The organism is Shewanella scandinavica, from assembly GCF_031932065.1.
Classification (GTDB): Bacteria; Pseudomonadota; Gammaproteobacteria; order Enterobacterales; family Shewanellaceae; genus Shewanella; species Shewanella baltica.
This window is the reverse complement of sequence record NZ_JAUOES010000008.1, coordinates 1-20,311: the sequence shown is the minus strand read 5'-3', so window position 1 is coordinate 20,311 and position 20,311 is coordinate 1. Positions and strand designations below refer to the sequence as shown.

Annotated in this window: 12 protein-coding genes; 7 read left to right on the top strand and 5 right to left on the bottom strand. The window is 45.5% G+C overall.

Going from position 1 to position 20,311, the window contains the following annotated elements:
* Nucleotides 1–9: 9 nt before the first annotated feature.
* Nucleotides 10–483 carry a GNAT family N-acetyltransferase gene (locus Q4Q50_RS08530; protein WP_259569803.1) on the bottom strand — a complete coding sequence of 158 codons (474 nt, stop codon included), beginning with the start codon at nucleotides 481–483 and terminating at the stop codon, nucleotides 10–12.
* Between the two features lie 484 nt (nucleotides 484–967).
* Between Q4Q50_RS08530 and Q4Q50_RS08525 the strand changes: the two genes are divergently transcribed.
* Together Q4Q50_RS08525 and Q4Q50_RS08520 are read left to right on the top strand one after the other, a co-directional pair.
* Complete coding sequence (locus tag Q4Q50_RS08525; RefSeq protein ID WP_234371304.1) at nucleotides 968–1,609, top strand: GGDEF domain-containing protein; 642 nt, start codon at nucleotides 968–970, stop codon at nucleotides 1,607–1,609.
* Nucleotides 1,610–1,875: 266 nt separating this feature from the next.
* Entirely contained in the window at nucleotides 1,876–2,889 is a 1,014-nt protein-coding gene (locus tag Q4Q50_RS08520; protein ID WP_311899054.1) for a D-alanine--D-alanine ligase, read from the top strand.
* A 219-nt stretch (nucleotides 2,890–3,108) separates the two neighbouring features.
* On the opposite strand, the gene Q4Q50_RS08515 is transcribed toward Q4Q50_RS08520, so the two are convergent.
* The 4 genes from Q4Q50_RS08515 to Q4Q50_RS08500 all read right to left on the bottom strand — a co-directional run bounded on the left by Q4Q50_RS08515 (nucleotide 3,109) and on the right by Q4Q50_RS08500 (nucleotide 9,894).
* Nucleotides 3,109–5,358, bottom strand: a complete 2,250-nt coding sequence (locus tag Q4Q50_RS08515) for a sensor domain-containing phosphodiesterase (protein WP_311899053.1) — start codon at nucleotides 5,356–5,358, stop codon at nucleotides 3,109–3,111.
* A gap of 149 nt (nucleotides 5,359–5,507) precedes the next feature.
* The gene (locus Q4Q50_RS08510; RefSeq protein ID WP_311899052.1) at nucleotides 5,508–6,722 is read right to left on the bottom strand and encodes an RsmB/NOP family class I SAM-dependent RNA methyltransferase; all 1,215 of its coding nucleotides are present in this window, start codon (nucleotides 6,720–6,722) and stop codon (nucleotides 5,508–5,510) included.
* 144 nt (nucleotides 6,723–6,866) lie between these two features.
* Entirely contained in the window at nucleotides 6,867–8,138 is a 1,272-nt protein-coding gene (locus Q4Q50_RS08505) for a sugar MFS transporter (RefSeq protein ID WP_006087299.1), read from the bottom strand.
* Nucleotides 8,139–8,271: 133 nt separating this feature from the next.
* The gene (locus tag Q4Q50_RS08500; RefSeq protein ID WP_311899051.1) at nucleotides 8,272–9,894 is read right to left on the bottom strand and encodes an alpha-glucosidase; all 1,623 of its coding nucleotides are present in this window, start codon (nucleotides 9,892–9,894) and stop codon (nucleotides 8,272–8,274) included.
* A 496-nt stretch (nucleotides 9,895–10,390) separates the two neighbouring features.
* Here Q4Q50_RS08500 and Q4Q50_RS08495 point away from each other — a divergent pair, with 496 nt between their 5' ends.
* The 5 genes from Q4Q50_RS08495 to gloA2 all read left to right on the top strand — a co-directional run bounded on the left by Q4Q50_RS08495 (nucleotide 10,391) and on the right by gloA2 (nucleotide 19,978).
* Complete coding sequence (locus Q4Q50_RS08495; protein WP_311899050.1) at nucleotides 10,391–13,186, top strand: TonB-dependent receptor; 2,796 nt, start codon at nucleotides 10,391–10,393, stop codon at nucleotides 13,184–13,186.
* Between the two features lie 128 nt (nucleotides 13,187–13,314).
* A complete protein-coding gene (locus Q4Q50_RS08490; RefSeq protein ID WP_311899049.1) occupies nucleotides 13,315–14,817 on the top strand; it encodes a tryptophan halogenase family protein in 1,503 nt (500 codons plus the stop codon).
* A 97-nt stretch (nucleotides 14,818–14,914) separates the two neighbouring features.
* Nucleotides 14,915–17,239, top strand: coding sequence for a glycoside hydrolase family 13 protein (locus Q4Q50_RS08485; protein ID WP_311899048.1), 2,325 nt, complete (start codon nucleotides 14,915–14,917; stop codon nucleotides 17,237–17,239).
* Entirely contained in the window at nucleotides 17,236–19,452 is a 2,217-nt protein-coding gene (locus tag Q4Q50_RS08480; RefSeq protein ID WP_311899047.1) for an alpha-amylase family protein, read from the top strand. The genes Q4Q50_RS08485 and Q4Q50_RS08480 overlap by 4 nt, the downstream gene beginning before the upstream one ends.
* A gap of 142 nt (nucleotides 19,453–19,594) precedes the next feature.
* Nucleotides 19,595–19,978, top strand: a complete 384-nt coding sequence (gene gloA2 / locus Q4Q50_RS08475; protein ID WP_311899046.1) for an SMU1112c/YaeR family gloxylase I-like metalloprotein — start codon at nucleotides 19,595–19,597, stop codon at nucleotides 19,976–19,978.
* Nucleotides 19,979–20,311: the final 333 nt, after the last annotated feature.

Below are 20,311 nucleotides of genomic sequence, written 5' to 3'. Positions count from 1 at the left end.
TAGGTTCGTTTAGCTCAAGACTAAGCTATAACGGAAGGAGGTTTTGGTAAACCCTATGCTTTCATAGTATTGCTGAGTGGCGATGCGCTGGGTCGATGTGGTGAGTTCGAGTAACTGACAGGCTTCTTGCCTTCCGCGCGCTTTAGCAAAATCGATCAGCTGAGTGCCTATGCCCTGACCCCGCATGTCGGCATTCACCACAATCGCCGTTATACGACAAATACGACTCAAGGCGGGGAAATAATCAAAGAACATTAAGGCCATCACAGCGACAACTTGCGGCTCACCCTGTGCATTGGGTTGCTCACATACTAATAGCTCATCACTGCGGGACTGGGGATTATCTTGGTACTCGGTTAATGTCTGGGCTAACGCGGCGACAGGCAAAGCATAACCTAGCTGCTCAAGTAGCAACTGAATACTCTCTGCATCGTGTAACTGAGCTAACCGAATGTTTTTACTCTCCATATCTATACTCGCCATATCGCCCGTTCTCCGTATATTAATTCGTCCTTAGTCTGTTTCGCATTTTGAGTCGCTACAAGTTTTAGTAAAAACTGCCATTATATGCTCTGTAATAATGACTTGTGAGCTAAACTAGCCTCATCAATGCTTACTAACGGTAGTAAAGATGGAACTAAAGGAACAGTATTCTATTCCTCGTATCCCAGCGATACTTTTTATGCTTGCCGCAATACTGACACTGTGTACCTTCGTTATTTACCGTTACATCCACCAAGACTACATCCTTACTTTTGTCTTTGGCATAGCCTTATTACCCTTATGCATTACATTAATCTTAGAGATAAGGCGTAAATCGAATTTATTCCAGAAGCAACTGACGCTACTCATAATCTGTGGGGCAATCATTTTTAGCTGTTATGAAATAGGCTACAAAGGATTAATTTATATTTCCCCAACAGTATTTATCTTCTTTTTCCTTTTCAATCTAAAATCAAGCCTAATATTGAGCACCCTCTATGCCTGTATCAGTTTAGTGAGTGCATTACAGGTAGAGTCAGTCGAGTTAGTTCTAAGGTTCTCAGTCGCCACCTTTGATTGCATTATCTTTGCCGCTATTTTTGCGCATATCATCAATAAACAGAGACAAGCCCTAGTCCATTTAGCCAATACGGATGAGCTCACAGGAGCACTCAACCGCAAACAACTCAAAACTAAGCTTGAACTGAGCGTCTATGAGTATCAGCAACAGCAAATCCCTGCTAGTTTACTCTTGATCGATATCGATTTTTTCAAAATGGTGAACGATAATTTTGGTCATATCATGGGCGACCAATTACTCAATAAATTCAGTCAACACATCCAAAAAAAGATCAGAAAAGACGACTTATTATTTCGTTTCGGCGGAGAAGAATTTCTGATCTTGCTACCCAATACTCAATTCGAGTCGGCTGCCATTGTCGCCGAAGACCTTAGACGAAGTATTGAAGAACAACACTTTCTCGACCAACACACCCAAGTCACTTGCAGTATTGGAGTTGCTGATTTACGTCAAGCTGACACCTTAGACACTTGGCTTAAAACCTGCGATAACCTGCTGTATACCGCTAAAAATGCAGGACGCAATTGTGTTGTGGCTCGCGCGTAATCATCCGTCTGACTATAGCGACGAATGAGTGATGCAAAGAATCACTATCTAACCCCACAAAAATCAAAATAAATTCGCCAAATGCACAAGCCCTTATTTGCAATGCGATTAAATGCGTTAAAATTCACCACTTAATAGCCATCAGTCAGCAAAACCTTGCACTCATAGGGACAAGAAAACTAAGATGACAGCGGTTGTACTATAGGATGATGTTCGTATTGCCACAGGCCGATATCATCCGATTTTGCTCACTTTGAGGAATCACAATGTCTAAGATCAATCTACTTTTGCTGTGCGGCGGCGGAAGTGCCGAACACGATATTTCGTTAATGTCGGCCAACTATTTTGAAACCTCACTGGCAAAATCTGAGCAGTTTTCCGTGTTGCGAGTCGAGCTGGATAAATTCGGCCAGTACCGCACTGCCGCTGGTGACGACTGTGAGCTGACCAATAGCCGCGAGATTCGCTTCCGTGATGAAAGCAAAACGCCATGGCCAGTCGATTACGTCATTCCTTGCATTCATGGCTATCCCGGCGAGACTGGCGACATTCAATCCTATTTTAATCTGATCCAACTGCCCTATTTTGGCTGTGAATCCGAAGCGAGCAGCAACTGCTTCAATAAGATCACCGCTAAAATGTGGTTCTCGGCCTTAGGTATTCCTAATACGCCGTATATTTTCCTGAATAAGTTCGATGATGCGGCGATTGAGCAAACCCAAGCAACATTGGCACAATGGGGATCGATCTTCGTCAAAGCAGCATCACAGGGTTCCTCTGTTGGTTGTTACAAAGTGGATGACAGCGATAAAGTTGCAGACGTGCTTAAGGATGCATTCGGCTATGCACCCTATGTGATAGTTGAAAAAACCATTAAAGCCCGCGAGTTAGAAGTGGCAGTCTACGAGTACAATGGTGAAGTGGTGGCGACAGTACCAGGTGAAATCATCTGTGATACCAACACCTTCTACACCTTCGATGAGAAATACGCCAAAAACAGTAAAGCGCGCACCGATGTGGTCGCGCAGCATGTGTCAGCTGAGATCAGTGAACAAATCCGCGCCTATGCAATCAAGGCATTTAAAGGAATGAAGCTGCGTCACTTATCGCGCATCGACTTTTTCTTAACCGCGGACAATGAAATTCTATTGAATGAAATCAATACTTTCCCAGGTTCTACGCCGATTTCTATGTTCCCTAAAATGCTGCAAAATCACGGTCACGACTTTACTGAATACTTGAGTCTAGTGATTAACGGTCAGCTAACCGCTAAATCTTAGGTCTCGCCACCTGACTCAATGTGAACGCAGATACTGTGTGCAGCACCCGTTTTCAGTAATAAAAAGAGCGCCTCGGCGCTCTTTTTATTTTTACATTTCAATCTTTTATATCTAAACCTTGGATTATGACTTACATCTAAATCCGATGTCTAAATCAGGCTGTCGCTGATTAAACCGCCCTCACATCAAGGTCAAATATCAAGGTCCAACGTTAAAACCCTAATGCAGCTCAGCTTGCTTTGCCAACAGCGCAAAGAAAGCGGCTTTAGGCATAGGTTTATAGAAAAGATAGCCTTGAATTTCTTGAATATGATTCGACATCACAAACTTAAGTTGGGACTCAGTTTCCACCCCTTCTGCCGTCACGGTCAAATCTAACGCATGGCTTAACCGCACTATGGCCTCCACCAACGCTTCGTGACGCTTGCCTTCATCTAATCGGTCGATAAAGCTCTTGTCGATTTTAATTTGATCGATAGGGAAATTAGCCAAATAGGACAAGGACGAGTAGCCAGTACCAAAGTCATCCAAGGAAATTTTAATCCCCTTAATCCGTAAACCATTTAGCACATCAATAAGATGTGTATGTTGCTTCATTAGCAAAGACTCGGTGATCTCAAGGGTTAACCTGTCGTAGGGGAAATCTGTTACCTCAAGTTGCTCGGTAATCGCGGCAAAGGAATCCACAAAGGCATCTTGCAGTTCATGGGACCAAAACTCAAAGGTCGACACATTCACCGATAAGTTAATCGGCCAATTGTGAGCCTGCATTTCTAAGATGGTTTGCATAGCGCCAAGGCGCACATCTCGACCAATATCAACAATTAAGCCGCTGTTCTCCGCGATGGGAATAAACTCATAGGGCGGAATGAATTGCCCATCATGCTGCCAGCGCAGCAGCACTTCGGCGCGAACAATCAAACCTGTGGTCGCATTCACTATGGGCTGGTAATAAAGCTCGAAGGTCTGTTGATCGAGTGCCTGCTTAAGTTGATTATGAAGGCTAGCAATGCGCTCGGCATTAAGCTGCATTTGCTCAGTAAAAAAATGATAACGATTACGACCATTAGCCTTTGAAATATACATGGCCTGATCGGCGCAATTTAACAACTGCTCGAGATCGAGGGCATCTTCAGGAAAACGCGCAATCCCTATACTTACCGAACTATAAACGCCTTTACCATCGGCAAGTACATAACGTTTAGCAACATGCTTATTAATTGTTTCAGCGAGTTGCGCCAACTCTTTCTGGTTGACTATCCCAGGTAACAGCAAGGCAAACTCATCACCGCCGAGGCGCGCAAACACCATAGTGTCATTCAGGCACTCGCAAATCTGCCGCACCACTTGCACTAATAACGCATCACCTTTGTCGTGGCCATGGGTGTCGTTAACTTGTTTAAAGTTATCTAAATCCATCAGCATAAAACTAAAACCGGGCGTCAGACTGTCGGAGGTAATTAAGGATTGGATCTGTTTAAACAAGGCATTACGGTTAGCAAGCCCAGTCAGCGAGTCATTATTAGCCTGATACTTAATCAGCTGCGCCGCTTTTTTACGTTCGCTAATATCAGAAAATAACCACGCAAAACAAGGTTGTAATCCATTGGGCTCTCGAAACGTGGTGACGATAAGGTCTAGATAAAACTCCTCACCATTGCCCCTTAAGCCAACCAATTCCCCCTGCCACATTTTATCCTGCGCTAAATGCTCAAATAGGCCGACTAACTCATTCGATTGAGACGCAGATAAAAACATCTTGGGGTTAAAGTTCGCAATATCAATATCTTGTGGAAGAACGATGTGTTTAAAAGCGGGGTTAGCATAGAGAACGGAATCATCGGAATTGGAGATAACCAGTGCCAAAGGTAAGCGGTCAAAAATTTTCACTGCTAAACGCTGAAACTCCATTGCCCGACTGCGTTCAATGGCCAAACTGGCTAATCGTGCAGCCTCTGAAATCAGCTCCAAATCAAGCTCTGTTGGGGACTTTATCGTATCGTAGTACATGGCAAATGTGCCGAGCACTTTGCCTTGAGTATCTTTGATAGGTTCAGACCAACAAGATTTAAGACCGGCGCGTAATGGCAGTTCTTTATAATTTTCCCAATAAGGATGTGTAGCGATATCTTCAACGATAACCCGCTTTGCGAAATACGCCGCTGTTCCGCAGGAGCCAACATTGGGGCCAATTTCGACCCCATTAATCGCTTGGTTGTAACTGTCGGGCAAATGGGGCGCAGCACCTAACAACAAACGTTTGCCATCACCGCTGAGCAGTAATATAGATCCACGAGTGCCTATCTTTTGCGCTTCGATTTTTAGCACTAAGGCGTGCAAGATTTCATGTAGCGGTGCGCCATTAAGCAGCATAGAGAGAATACTGCTATAGCAAGCTATGCTGACATTGTGGGCGAGTTTAACGTCAGCATGGTCGAGCAGATCTGGAAGATTAACGCCGTACGCCATAATTCCCTTAGAAACAAAGTTGCAATATAAATACACATTCACAATGTTAAAATATTTATAACTTATAGGAAATTCTAGGCACTAATGTTAACTAAGTAAACCCTGTATCAATTCAATAAAGGGCTTACTTTAGTCTTAACTGCAAGGCTTTATTCTTGAATACGTTCAAGTTTTGCAAGGTAAAAACCATCAAATCCGCTATCGGCTGGGCTGATACTTTCATCCTCAATCAGACGGAAATTAGGATTCTCGGCTAAAAACGCATCGACTTGACCGCGGTTCTCGCAGGGGAAGATAGAACAGGTCGCATAAACCACTATGCCACCAACCTTCACCATGCGGCTGTAGCTGGTCAAAATGTGCTTTTGAAGCTCCATTAGCACGGGCAAACGCTCAACAGTATCGCGCCATTTTGCATCTGGATTACGCTTTAATACGCCCAAACCTGAGCATGGCACATCGAGTAATACCCGATCGGCACTCAGTTTTAAGCGTTTAATGGTTTTACTGCTGGCGATAACGCGGGTTTCGACATTGTGCGCGCCATTGCGACGGGCACGCTCTTTGAGTTTGTCGAGTTTCCATTGCTCCACATCCATGGCCAACAAGCGCCCTTTACCCTGCATTTGCGCGGCTATGTGTAAAGTTTTGCCACCCGCGCCTGCGCAAGCATCAATAACTTTCATGCCTGGCTTGGCATCAAGCGCTGCCGCCACGCGCTGAGAGCCCGCATCTTGCTGCTCGAATAAGCCATCTTTAAAGCTTTGGGTACGGAACAAGGCAGAATCGGAGGTCACTTCAAGGGCAGAATCGACCCCATCAACGCTCAGCGTGCTCACAAACTCAGCGGCAAGCTTAGCGGCCAATTCATCACGCGTCACTTTAAGGCCATTTGCGCGTAAAAAACGCTTCGGCGCTGTGCTTAACGCGGCGCGCTCCTTTTCCCAAGACTCACCTAATTGCTCACGGCCCATCGCATCGAGCCACTCAGGGCAACCATCCCACAATACTGGCTTAGTTTTCGCCAGCTCGGTACGCTCAGCTAAACGCGCCTCATCGACTTGCAGCGAATATTGCATTTTAGGCAGTTCAAGCCCGTGGAATAAATGCCATGCATTAAGTAATTTAGAGCCGAAACGCTCCATCTCATCTGGACTGATTTCCGCCAGATAACAATATAAATTTAAGCGACGTAGGATATCACCCGTCGTTAATGCGATACGCGCCTGTTCGGCGGGTACCAATTGCAACCCAGAAAAATGCTGAGAATAGGCCCGATCTAAGGGTTTTCCTTGGCTCAGCACCATAGTTAAGATACTGATCACTAATTCGTTCGAGCTGGCAGAAAGCGGAGAATTCAACATTTAAAAGGTCACCATGAATGATAAAACCGGAGGATCATAGGAGGTCAGGCCCTAATACGCAAGCACGCTGGCGCTGAGTTAAGGTTAAAGCCATAAAAAAAGCGATCCAAAGGGATCGCTTTTTAGTTTAAGCCAGTTAACCCGTTACATTTTTGAGCCTTTAGAGCCATAGAACAAGATAAAGCCATAACAAATCACGGGCAGAATAAAGGCGAGTTGCACGCCGAGGTTATCCGCTAACATGCCTTGGAATAAAGGTAGAATCGCACCACCCACAATTGCCAGACACAGAATGCCACTGCCCTGTGAAGTGTGTGGACCTAAATCACGCAGCGCTAAGCTGAAGATCGTTGGGAACATAATCGAGTTAAATAACCCCACACCAAGGATTGCCCACATAGCAATGCTGCCACTGGTTGTCATCGCCACAACCACAAGTAGCGCCGCCATAAAGGCATTAAAGGCAAGCACTGAGCCAGCAGGCACTTTTTGCATCACCACAGAGCCAATGAAACGTCCCACCATAGCGCCGCCCCAGTAATAGGCGATGTAATGGGCGGCTTCGGCTTCTGGCATACCGGCAATATGGCTTTCACCTAAGAAGCTGACCAAGAAGCTACCGATAGACACTTCGGCACCGACATACACGAAAATACCCACAGCGCCGAGCACTAAGTGCTTGCTTTGCAAGGCACTGGTTTTACCTAGATGGGTTTGGACTTCACCTTGAACACTTTCATCATGCTCACGGATCACAGGTAAATCTAATTTCGCAAAAATCAGCGCTAAAATAGCCAAGGCGCCAGAAAGTAACAGGTATGGCAGTTTTACCACTTCGGCTTCGGCGCTTGCGTGGGCTAAATCGCTTGATACAGAACTGGCGACAGAAAGAATTAACATAGCACCAAAGAATGGTGCGACTGTTGTACCTAACGCATTGAAAGCTTGTGTTAAATTTAAACGGCTCGAGGCAGTTTCGCTACTGCCTAAGGCGTTAACATAGGGGTTGGCTGCCACTTGTAGGATAGTGATGCCCGATGCTAAAACGAATAACGCGCCAAGGAACAGATTATAGGTCGCTAGCGTGGCCGCAGGATAAAACAGCGCACAGCCAATACTCGCAATCACAAGACCAGTAACAATCCCCTTTTGATAACCCAGTTTTTTCACTAAATTACCGGCAGGGATCGACACTAAGAAGTAAGCACCGAAGAAACAAAACTGGATCAACATGGCTTGAGTGTAATTCAGCGAAAAAACCGCTTTAAGATGCGGGATCAGAATATCGTTCAAGCAAGTGATAAAACCCCACATAAAAAACAGTGAAGTCAATGAGATCAAGGCAAAACGATAACTGCCCGACCCATTTTCGCCAGTGCTGCTCGTGTAGCTACCGGTATTAATTGATGACGCCATAGTTATTCTCTCTGTATGTTTTTATTATCAGGAACTCAGTAAGGTTACATTCCCCAGTGTGCCCGTGGGCGGCTTTACGTCGAATAGTGGGCTTGGGTATATAACACCTCAGCCGAATAAAAATGAATCATTTTCAGTTTAAAACTGCATAAAAGCTGGTAAATGCCGAAAACTTCAGCTGATTGTGTTCTATTTGTGCGGTTTTCAGGCCATGTCCCGTTAATATTTCACCCAATTCCAACTGTGATAAATCCAACTCAACATTAGTACCGCCTAAGTTGAATCCGACGAATATTTTGAGCTCTCCTAAGGTGCGGATAAAGGCCAAGATGGGCTCGTTGGTATCCACAAACTGGATATCGCCTTCAATCAGCACTGGGTGTAATTTACGCCAAGCAAGAAAACGTCGATAACCATTAAGCATGGAATCAGCATCTGATTCTTGTACATCCACCGCTAACGCTTGATGTGCAGGTGCTATCGGTAGCCAAGGCGATACCTCACTAAAACCACTAAAATCGGCGCCTTGCTGCCATGGCATTGGCGTACGGCAACCATCACGGCCTTTGAACATAGGCCAGAAGGTTTTGCCAAAGGGATCTTGCAACTCATGGTATTCAATCGGCGCTTCGGTTAAACCGAGTTCTTCACCTTGATAACTACACACACTACCGCGCAGTGAACTTAGCATGGCATTGAGCATTTTGACCATGTCTGAATTCTGTTTGCCCTGCCCCCAACGGCTCGCCACGCGCTGCACATCATGATTACCGATAGCCCAACAAGGCCACCCATCACCTATGCTCGCTTCTAATGCTTCTACGGTTTGGCGAATATAAGCAGCACTGTAATCGTCGGTTAATAGCTCAAAACTGTAGGCCATGTGCAGGCGATCTTCACCCTTAGTGTAAGCCGCCATCACAGCTAAAGAGTCTTCGGCCGACACTTCACCTAAGGTCACCGCACCTGGATAACGATTGATAAGCTTTCGTAAATCTTCGATAAACGCGATAGTTTGCGGACGGTCATTATTGTAGTAATGATATTGATAGGCGTAGGGGTTATCTTCGCTGAAACCTCGGCCCTGACGTTTATCCTTAGGTTTTGCCGGATTGTCCCTGAGCTGTTCATCGTGATAACAGAAGGTAATCGCATCTAAGCGAAAGCCATCAACGCCTTTTTTAAGCCAGAATTCAACATTATCCAGCACAGCTTGGCGCACGTCAGGATTATGGAAATTGATATCTGGCTGGCTACGCAGGAAGTTATGTAAATAGTATTGTTGTCTGCGCGGTTCCCATTCCCAAGCACAACCGCCAAAAATCGCGAGCCAGTTGTTAGGCGCTGTGCCATCTTCCTTAGGATCGGCCCACACGTACCAATCCGCTTTGGGATTCGTTCGGCTCTCGCGGCTTTCAACAAACCACGCATGCTGATCAGAGGTATGACTTAATACTTGATCGATAATGACCTTAATGCCTAAGCCGTGGGCTTTTTCAATCAATTCATCGAAATCATGCATAGTGCCAAAAAGAGGGTCAACTTCGCGGTAGTCACTGATGTCGTAGCCAAAATCTGCCATGGGCGATTTAAAGAAAGGTGAAATCCAGATGGCATCGACATTGAGGCTCGCAATGTAGTCAAGCTTAGTGATAATGCCACGTAAATCACCAACGCCATCACCATTCGTATCTAAAAGGCTACGCGGATAAATTTGGTAAATCACCGCACCACGCCACCAAGTTAACTCACTCATTGTTGCCCCTCTATCGTTATTCTACAGCGATCTTCCCTAACACACTCACGCAAACAGTTATCGTTTTGTTACTGCAGAGTAAAGGTATCGCGGCTTATTTTGTGTCACCGAGCATACGTGAAGAGGGAAATAAGGTTCAATACACCTGCATACGTATGCAGAAGACCTCTCCATAAATCACATTGAGATGTAACTCACTTTACCATTTACTAACAAACACTTAATTGCAAAACAAAATCATTTTACTCCATGAGATTTCCCTCAGTTAACGGCTATTCTTAACTCAACGAGGCATTGAATACGTATGCACTCTGTTGTTCCGCCAAGAAGCTCGGGAGTAGTATCTTCACCGTTGCATAACAATTTGGTCATAAACGCAGCACTTATGCAGTCAATTAAGCGCCCAGATACCAAAAAAAAAGGCCGCAAACATAACGCGGTGATAACGATAAAACGCTCTACAAAGCGATAAAGCGACTCCAAGGGGAAGAGAGATATGATGCGATTTAAACCCAGTTTGCTAACCTTAGCGCTCATTGCCGCAGGTGCGAGTATGCACTCCTATGCGGCAGATGAAGCGGCGACAGATAAGACAGCTAAAGATGAAAATATTGAAGTGATTCAAGTCACTGGTATTCGTCGTAGCTTGCAAGAATCCCAATCACTTAAGATGTCATCTTCTTCTATCGTTGAAGCCATTTCAGCGGAAGACATAGGTAAATTACCTGATGTCAGTATTGCAGAATCTCTAGCACGATTACCTGGCGTATCGGCACAACGACTCGATGGTCGCGCCAACGTAATTTCTATCCGCGGTATGGGCCCTGACTTCACTACCGCCACATTAAATGGTCGCGAACAAGCCTCTGTAAACGATAACCGCAGTGTGGAATTCGACCAATATCCATCTGAGTTATTAAATCGCGTTGTGGTTTACAAGACACCCGATGCCTCTGTGATGGCGCAAGCCATCGGCGGTACGGTTGATATGCAAACAATCAGTCCTTTAGCCCACGGTGAACAAACGATTGCCGTTTCGCTACGCGGCGAAATGAACGATTTAGGTTCATTAAACAGCGGCTCAAGTGACACAGGCTACCGCGGCAGTATCTCTTATATTGACCAATTCGCCGATGACACTATTGGTGTCGCCATTGGTTATGCTCGCATGATGTCACCTAACCAAGAAGAACGTTGGCAAGCTTGGGGTTACCCAGATTTATATAAGCACATTGATAATGGCCAAGAGTTTTATAACGCCAATGCCGATTATAATGGTGTACCTGGCGAAGCTGCTGGATTTAAAGGTTTAGGTGGAGCCAAGCCCTTCGTTCGCTCAAGTGAATTAGAACGTGATGGTGTGCTCGCCGTATTTGAATATGCACCAAATACCACTTTCCACTCAACCTTAGACATTTACTACTCTAAATTTACCGATGATCAACGCCTACGAGGCATTGAAATCCCTGGTGCATGGGGTACTAATGGTGGACTAGTTTCTCCTACAGTGAGTGATGGATTAATGACAGCTGGTGCCATTAATGGCGCTGAAGTCGTTATCCGTAACGACGTGAACAAACGTGATGCGGATTCTCTTTCTATTGGCTGGAATAACAAATTCAACATCAATGATAACTGGAATGTTGAAGCCGATATCTCCATGTCTAGAGCTAACCGTACTGACATAGGTATGGAAAGTTACTCAGGAACTGGCCGCGGTACAGGTGTGGGTGCGGTTGACGATTTAGGCTTTGCTTACAATGGTAAAGGCGGTTATGTATTTGACCATAACCTCGATTATTCTGATAAAAACCTGATCAAACTTGGCGATCCACTCGGTTGGGGTAGCCCGCTAGGCGCTAACACTCAAGACGGCTTTATCAACAAGCCTGAAATTGAGGATGAGCTAAAATCCTTCCGTTTAAGCGCTGAATATGTGCTCGATGGCGGTGCCGTTCGTAGCGTTGAGTTTGGTGTGAATCGTACTAATCGCGATAAAACCAAATTAGATAAAGGTTATTACCTGACACTCAAAGGTTATGACGGTTCTGCCAATTACACTATGGCAGTACCAGATCAATACTTACTTGCACCAACGTCACTCGACTTCTTTGGCATGGGCAATGTATTAAGTTACGACTCGTTGGCTTTCTACAATGACGGTAACTATACAGAAACTGACGTCGCTGATGTGGATCTTTCTCGCGCCACTAACTCTTGGGCTGTACAGGAAAAAGTGACAACGGGCTATGTGATGGCCAACCTTGAATCCGAAGTATTTGGTATTCCTTTGACTGGTAACGCAGGCTTACAAGCGGTTCATACCGATCAGTCCTCTGACGGTACAGTGGCAACGGTTGAAAATGGCTTAGTGGTGTTAACACCGCGCACTGCGGGTGATTCCTATGTTGAATGGCTGCCAAGCGTTAACTTAAGTTTCGAAGTCGCCGATAGCCAAGTGGTTCGTTTAGCCGCAGCGCGCACGTTAACCCGTTCACGTATGGACAAAATGAATGCCAACCTAAACTACACTTATTCAGCTAACCCAAGCGGTGGCATGGTTAATTGGAGTGGTAACGCAGGTAATCCTGAGTTACGCCCATGGTTGGCCCGTCAATATGACTTAAGCTATGAAAACTATTTCAGCGACCAAGGTTATTTCTCGGTAGCGGTATTCTATAAAGATCTTGAAAACTTCGTTTACGATCAACATACAGACTTTGATTTCAGCACCCTATTCCCACAAGGGCCTACTGATAACCCGATTGGCGATGTCACCCAACCTCAAAACGGTGAAGGTGGTTATGTTCAAGGTGTTGAAGCCTCTGTATCTGTCGACTTTGGTATGTTTGCCGATGTGTTAAGTGGCTTTGGTACTGTTATTAGCGGCTCGTACAACGACAGTGAAGTGAAGGAAACCCCGACCAGCAATCCAACAACCTTGCCAGGTCTGTCAGAAAAAACCTTAAACGCGACGATCTACTATGAAAACTCAGGCTTTGAAGCACGCATTAGCTCACGCTACCGCAGCGACTTCCTAGGTGAAGTCACAAAGATCAGCCTGCAACGCGAAAACGTGAACATCAAAGCGGAAACTGTGGTTGATGCACAAATCGGTTATGACTTTAGCGAAAGTGGTATTGAGTCCCTGTATGGTTTATCTGTTCAGTTCCAAGTGAACAACTTAACCAACGAGCCTTTCACCTCTTACACTAGCGATGATCAACGTTTAGTCCGTGATTACCAAAACTATGGCCGTAACTTTATGTTAGGCGCGAACTATAAGTTCTAATCCTGCACGGCTTAAAGCCTCTGTAACCTGTTACAGAGGCTTTTTTACTTTATCATTTCAAGCCACTAGGCTAGTCATTCATCTGCGTTAATTGATCACCACTAATCATAAAATGAAAGGCTTATATCATGAATAAAATCAAAGATATCGTCATTGTCGGTGGCGGTTCTTCAGGTTGGATGACGGCGGCCATGTTGGCAAGATTGTTTAAATCAACACTGAATATCACCCTGATTGAATCTGAAGATATAGGCACAGTGGGCGTAGGTGAAGCCACCATTCCACCACTGCAAATATTCAATAACGTCCTTGGGATTTCCGAAGCCGATTTTATCAATGCCACCCAAGCAACGTTTAAATTGGGTATTCAATTCGAAAATTGGGGCAAACCGGATGAAGCCTATATGCATGCTTTTGGCAATATAGGTAAAGATATAGGTTTTACTCAATTTCATCATTACTGGCTCAGCACCTCCCCAAAAGAGGTCAATTCGTTTTGGGATTATTCGGTTAATTACCAAGCGGCAAAACACAATAAGTTTCAAGTACTCCAGCAGATCCCAAACTCTCCCCTTGCCGGCTTAACTCATGCTTATCATTTCGATGCAGCGCTCTATGCCCAATTTTTACGACGTTTCAGTGAGCAACTCGGAGTAAAGCGTATCGAAGGCAAAATTACGGCGGTTGAACTCACGCCAAACGGCGATATTGAAAGTGTAATCTTAGGAACAGGACAAACCGTAAAAGCCGATTTCTTTATAGATTGCTCGGGCTTTGCCGCGCTACTGATAGAAAAAGCGCTCAAGGTTGGCTTCGATAGCTACCAACACTGGCTCCCCTGCGACAGCGCCTATGCCGTACCCTGCGAAAAAACGCCAGCAATAACGCCTTATACACGTTCTATCGCCCATGATGCGGGTTGGCAATGGCGGATCCCGCTGCAACACCGCACAGGCAATGGGTTAGTCTATTGCAGTCGCTATATCAGTGATGACGCTGCCAAACAGCTTTTACTCAGTAATTTAGATGGTAAGCCTTTGGCTGAACCTAAGAAAATCAATTTCACGACCGGACGACGAATCAAACAGTGGCATAAAAATTGTGTCGCCATCGGCCTTTCGAGTGGATTCTTAGAGCCTTTAGAATCCACCAGCTTGCATTTAGTCCAATCAGCGATTATTCGCTTAAGTAAACTCTTTCCACATCAAGGAATTGCACAAGCGAATGTCGATGAATTTAATCGCCAGTCCCAACTTGAATTTGAACAAATCCGCGATTTTATTATCTTGCACTATCATTTAAACCAAAGGGAAGATGCTCAGGAAAATGGGTTTTGGCATCAATGCCGAACCATGGTTCTGCCAGAGAGTTTACAGCAAAAAATGGCCCTATTTCGTGCCACAGGCACAGTGTTTAGACATCAAGATGAACTCTTTACCGAAGCCGCATGGATTCAAGTCATGTTGGGGCAAGGCATTAGGCCTCGGGATTTCAATCCATTAGCGGCAACCATTCAACCGCAAGCATTGAGTGAATTTCTGCGCAATATGCGCACCATTATTGATAATACCGTCACTAAGCTACCTACCCATGATCAGTATTTAGCGCACTTATCGACACATAAAGCATAAATGCGGCTTAAGAGTTACGACTGACGTTAAGAGTGTACTAACTCATCGATTTATAAATTGAATTTGCAGTTTAAATTTGAATCAACAAGGAAAGAATATGATATTAAACCTGCGGACTCTCACCACTTCCTTAGTGATTATGCTTAGCCTAGGCGCCTCTGCCAGCACAGCGCAGGCAAGTTCAAGCAGTCTCTCTTTACCACTTCAAAGCACATCAAGCCAGCGTCAAGACCTGACACTTGAACCCGCTTTTTGGTGGGCGGGGATGCACAATCCTGAGTTACAGTTGATGCTGTATAGCCGCGATTTTCCTAGCTTACCGCAGCAGCTTAAGGTTGATATCCAAGGGCAAGGCATTACGCTAAAAAGCCTTGAATACACTGATAACCCTCACTATCTGTTTATCAATTTAGATCTGAGCCAAGCTGCGCCGCAAACCTTTGAGCTAATAATTTCCAGCACTGACTTGGCTTCAAAAACCAGCGCTTCAAAAACCAACACGCCTCTTTATCGCCTGCCCTATACGTTGCAAGGGCGCGCTAAAGGTAGCAGTGAGCGCCAAGGGTTTAGCAATAAGGATGTGATTTACCTTATCACCCCGGACAGATTCGCCAATGGCGACACGAGCAATGACAATCAAGCCGATATGTTAGAGCAAGTCGCAACGAACTCTCCTAGCAATTCCAACCAACCCTATTATCCCGATGCTCGCCATGGCGGTGATATCGCCGGGATCAGCCAGCACTTAGCGTATCTGGCGAAACTCGGGGTGACTCAGTTATGGATCAATCCGCTGCTTGAGAATAATCAAGCCCAATATTCATACCACGGTTACTCAATTACCAATTTGTACCGCGTCGATCCCCGCTTTGGCAGCAATAAGGATTATAAAGCCTTAGTCGCTAAGGCAAACAAGCTTGGCCTTGGGGTGATTAAAGATGTTGTCGTGAATCATATCGGCTCTAATCATTGGTGGCTCAACGATTTACCTAGCCAAGACTGGCTCAATAACGCCACAAAAACGCCGCTAAACAATCACGAATCCAAGCCTGACTTAACTCAGTCTGCCGATACCAAATCCAGCGTTACCAGCCCCCGTTTTACCAGTCATAGGCGCACTACAGTGCAAGATCCCTACGCGGCAGCGCAAGATCATATTGATTTTGTCGACGGCTGGTTTACCGACACTATGCCGGATCTGAATCAAAGCAATCCCAAACTGGCAACCTATCTTATCCAAAACAGCATTTGGTGGGTCGAGTACGCCGGGCTTTCAGGAATACGCGAAGACACTTATTCCTACGCCGACAAAGCATTTCTCGCTAAATGGTCTAAGGCCGTAATGAGTGAGTACCCGAATTTTAATATTGTGGGCGAAGAATGGACCGCAAACCCCATCACAGTGTCCTATTGGCAAAAGGGCAAAATCAATGCCGATGGTTATACCTCAGATTTACCCAGTTTGATGGACTTCCCGCTATATGAAAAATTAATTGCCAGCCTCAATGAGCCAGAAAGCTGGGACACAGGTTTTATCAAGCTTTACGAGATGTTAGCCAACGATCTTGTGTATGCCGATCCCAGTCAGCTCGTGCTATTTGAGGGTAATCACGACACCAATCGTATCTTCAGTTTAGTGAAAGAAAATATCGACTTATACAAGATGGCCCTCACCTATGTGCTGACCGCCAAACGCATTCCGCAGCTGTTCTACGGCACAGAAGTATTAATGACCAGCCCGACAAAAGGCCGTCACGATGGCGTTGTACGCAGTGATTTCCCCGGTGGATTTGCCAACAGTGTCACTAACGCCTTTACCGGCCAAGGACTGAGTGAACCCCAGCGACAAGCACAACAATTTGTCCGTACCCTACTGAATTACCGTAAACAATCCCCTGCGCTGCAGTCGGGCGATTTACTGCACTTTGTGCCGCAGGATGGCGTCTATGTACAATTTCGTTGTGTATTAAATACGCCATTATCATCTGAACAGAATGCCGAGGCGCTTAAGTCACTAATACAAAACAATTCTCAAACCCGACACAATGCCTGCACTCAGCCCTCGGCCGATAAAGTCATGGTGATTTACAATAAAAATGACAAGGCAGTCACGCTAGATATAAACCGCTTTGCCAGTGTACTTGGCGATAGCGGCGCCGCTACTGACATCATCAGTGGCAAAACAGTTTCACTCAATCAAGTGATAACCTTGTCCCACGCAGGGGTCACTATCCTTGAGCTTAAGCCTAATTCTAAGTCTAAGACTAAGTCGCCGCAGAATGCTGGCTTGCCGAGCAGCCAAGATTCAATGCTCACGAGGAATCAGGCTAACGCTTTAACGCGCGCTCATACTAACAACTGTACAAACAACAGCGCTAATAACCTAGCGAAAAACTCAACTCAAAAAGGAACTCAGTCTTGAGCTTTTTATCGCCTATCGATTCCAGAGTGACTCAGAGCCCCCAAGCGGCTAAATTTTACATCGCAGCTTTACGGACCAAAGCAGCGAAAGCCCCGCAGCGCCGACAGTCGCGGCATTCATCACTCAATTTATGTCTACAGTCTTTGTTTAATGCCTCTTTATCTAGTGCAGCTTTATTAACTGCCTCGCTTTTTTGCTTATCGGCAAATGCATCGGCGCAGGCGCTTGATAATGAGTTACAGCCAAAGTCTGAGAGTGAGGTTATGACGCTAAAACCTGTGGTATATCAGATTTTTACTCGCCTTTATGGCAATAAAAACCCAACGAATAAACCTTGGGGAACAATTGCCGACAACGGTGTCGGCAAATTTAATGATATCGACGATGTTGCATTCAATAGCATCAAGGGCCTAGGCGTCACCCATGTGTGGTACACGGGCGTTCCGCACCATGCCTTGATTGGTGATTACAGTGAGATTGGCGTAAGCGCGGATGATCCCGATGTGGTCAAAGGCCGCGCAGGATCACCCTACGCAGTCAAAGATTACTACAACGTCAACCCCGATCTGGCGGTCAATCCTGTCAACCGTTTAGCCGAGTTTGAAGCGCTGATTGCCCGTACCCATCAACACGGCTTAAAGGTGATTATTGATATCGTGCCAAACCATGTGGCGCGCCATTATCAATCGGTCAGTAAACCCCAAGGCGTGCGCGATTTTGGCGAAGATGATGATACCAGTCTGGAGTACAGCAAAAACAACAACTTCTATTACGTCGTTGATAACAGTGTGAAGGGAACGAAAGGACAAGCGCATACCTTTGAGGTGCCAAGCTTACCCGCAGAGCTTAAACCGCTGGGCGGAGAAACTCACCCCTTAAGTGACGGTAAATTCGACGAATTTCCCGCAAAGTGGACTGGAAATGGCTCACGCTTAGCCAAGCCCGATGCTAATGATTGGTACGAGACAGTTAAAATCAATTACGGCGTACGCCCAGATGGCACCTATGACTTCCCTCGCCTGCCAGCCAAATTCGCCACTTTTACTGAGGCGCAGCATTACGCTTTCTGGCAACAACATTTAGCCGAGATCCCAAGCTCTTGGATTAAATTCAATCAGATTGCCCAATATTGGCTTGCAAAAGGAGTCGATGGGTTTCGATACGATATGGCCGAAATGGTGCCAGTGGAGTTTTGGAGTTACCTCAACAGCCAGATAAAACACACTAATCCCGATGCCTTTATCTTGGCCGAGGTCTATAACCCTAAGTTATACCGAGATTATATCCAGCTTGGAAAAATGGATTATCTGTACGATAAGGTCGATCTTTACGACACCCTAAAAGCCGTGATGGCGGGTAAAACCAGCACAGCTAATATCGCGGCGGATCAGGCAAAAGTGCACGATGTTGAATCCCACATGCTGCACTTTTTAGAGAACCACGACGAGCAACGTATTGGTAATGCATCATTTTTAGCGTCGCTACAAACAAATAGACCAACGAATAGCTCCCTAGAAACCCAAGCCGTAAATCCAAACTATGCCCTGCCAGCCATGGTAGTGTCGGCAACGATAGGTACTTCACCGACGTTAGTGTATTTTGGCCAAGAAGTGGGAGAAGCCGCCATCGACAATCCAGGCTTTGGTCATGCATCACGCACCAGTATTTTTGACTATGTTGGTGTCCCCGCCCATCAGCGCTGGATGAACAATGGCAAGTTTGATGGTGGACAATCGACACAGCAAGAAACATCACTGCGAGCTTACTATCAAAAGCTATTAACGTTAAGCACTGGCAGAACGACGCCCGCACTGTTAGGACAATACTATTCACTCGATGCTGCAAATCGCAGCAAGGGTGATACGACTGAAAATAACAGCACTCAAAATATAAATACTCAAAAGAGTGCCGTGCACGAAACTGGCTATGACGACAGCACCTTCGCTTTTGCCCGCTTCGAGGCGATATCTGGGACCTCAAAGCAGACTCAAAAGCTGATTATTGTCAGTAACTTCAGTCAGACCAAATCAAAAACCTTACAGCTCAAGCTACCCAAAGAGCTTATCCGTCAGTGGCAATTAAAGGACGGCGTGTTTCCGCTTATGGATTTACTCGAAGATCATGCGGCGAAGTTAGTCATTAAGGAAGCTGAAGGTCTAGTTCAGATGCAACTTGCACCGTTGTCTTCAGCCATATTCGAGCTGGAAGATTAAACGAGCAACAAGCCAAGGTGAGCTAAAAATTGAAATCGACCGATAGCGTCACGCTAAACTGTGACGCTATATTTTTTAACCGTTATACTCTCAAACCTTTCTATCTTATTTGATTACCCTTTAAAAATCACAAAGGAAAGCGATGTTACTCGGCATTCACCATGTTGCGATTATTTGCAGCGACTATCAAAAGTCAAAACATTTTTATGTGACTATTCTTGGTCTTAGCGTACTCGCAGAGCATTACCGTGAGGCACGTAATTCCTATAAACTCGATTTACAGCTCGGGGATAAGAGTCAAATCGAGTTGTTTTCATTCGACACTCCCCCCAAGCGCCCCAGCTATCCCGAAGCCTGTGGACTGAGGCATCTTGCCTTTCGCGTCGCATCGATTGAAACCGCCATCGAACATCTTCATAGCCATCACATCTTCGTTGAACCCGTCCGCATTGACGAATACACAGGCAGAAAATTCACCTTCTTTAGCGATCCCGACGGCCTACCCTTAGAGTTATATGAGCTATAGCGCGAATCAAGCTGAGCCTCAGAGCAGAGAATGAGATGAACAAAGCTTAATTACCAATGATTTAGGATTAGACTGAACCAAGCGACACGCCGATTAACCAATTTGACGCTAGGATAAGGTCAAAGCCTAGCTAGGTTAGCCACTGAGGAACTCAAGGTGTTTGATAATCCCGTATTATTACTATGGAGTTTGGTCTTTACCCTTATTTTGTCACCAATCTCGCATTACTTATCGCCATAGGCATCGCCCTCATCGCACTCCCCTATTTTGTTCGGATATGATTTTTAGTCCTTGTTTAACCATTAAAGTCTTTTTTCAAGAGGTCTTTTTTAC

Coding starts and splice junctions, on each gene's coding strand:
- Q4Q50_RS08530 (WP_259569803.1), bottom strand. CDS start 483: ATGGCGAGTATAGATATGGAGAGTAAAAACATTCGGTTAGCTCAGTTA.
- Q4Q50_RS08520 (WP_311899054.1), top strand. CDS start 1,876: ATGTCTAAGATCAATCTACTTTTGCTGTGCGGCGGCGGAAGTGCCGAA.
- Q4Q50_RS08515 (WP_311899053.1), bottom strand. CDS start 5,358: ATGGCGTACGGCGTTAATCTTCCAGATCTGCTCGACCATGCTGACGTT.
- Q4Q50_RS08510 (WP_311899052.1), bottom strand. CDS start 6,722: ATGTTGAATTCTCCGCTTTCTGCCAGCTCGAACGAATTAGTGATCAGT.
- Q4Q50_RS08505 (WP_006087299.1), bottom strand. CDS start 8,138: ATGGCGTCATCAATTAATACCGGTAGCTACACGAGCAGCACTGGCGAA.
- Q4Q50_RS08500 (WP_311899051.1), bottom strand. CDS start 9,894: ATGAGTGAGTTAACTTGGTGGCGTGGTGCGGTGATTTACCAAATTTAT.
- Q4Q50_RS08495 (WP_311899050.1), top strand. CDS start 10,391: ATGATGCGATTTAAACCCAGTTTGCTAACCTTAGCGCTCATTGCCGCA.
- Q4Q50_RS08490 (WP_311899049.1), top strand. CDS start 13,315: ATGAATAAAATCAAAGATATCGTCATTGTCGGTGGCGGTTCTTCAGGT.
- Q4Q50_RS08485 (WP_311899048.1), top strand. CDS start 14,915: ATGATATTAAACCTGCGGACTCTCACCACTTCCTTAGTGATTATGCTT.
- gloA2 (WP_311899046.1), top strand. CDS start 19,595: ATGTTACTCGGCATTCACCATGTTGCGATTATTTGCAGCGACTATCAA.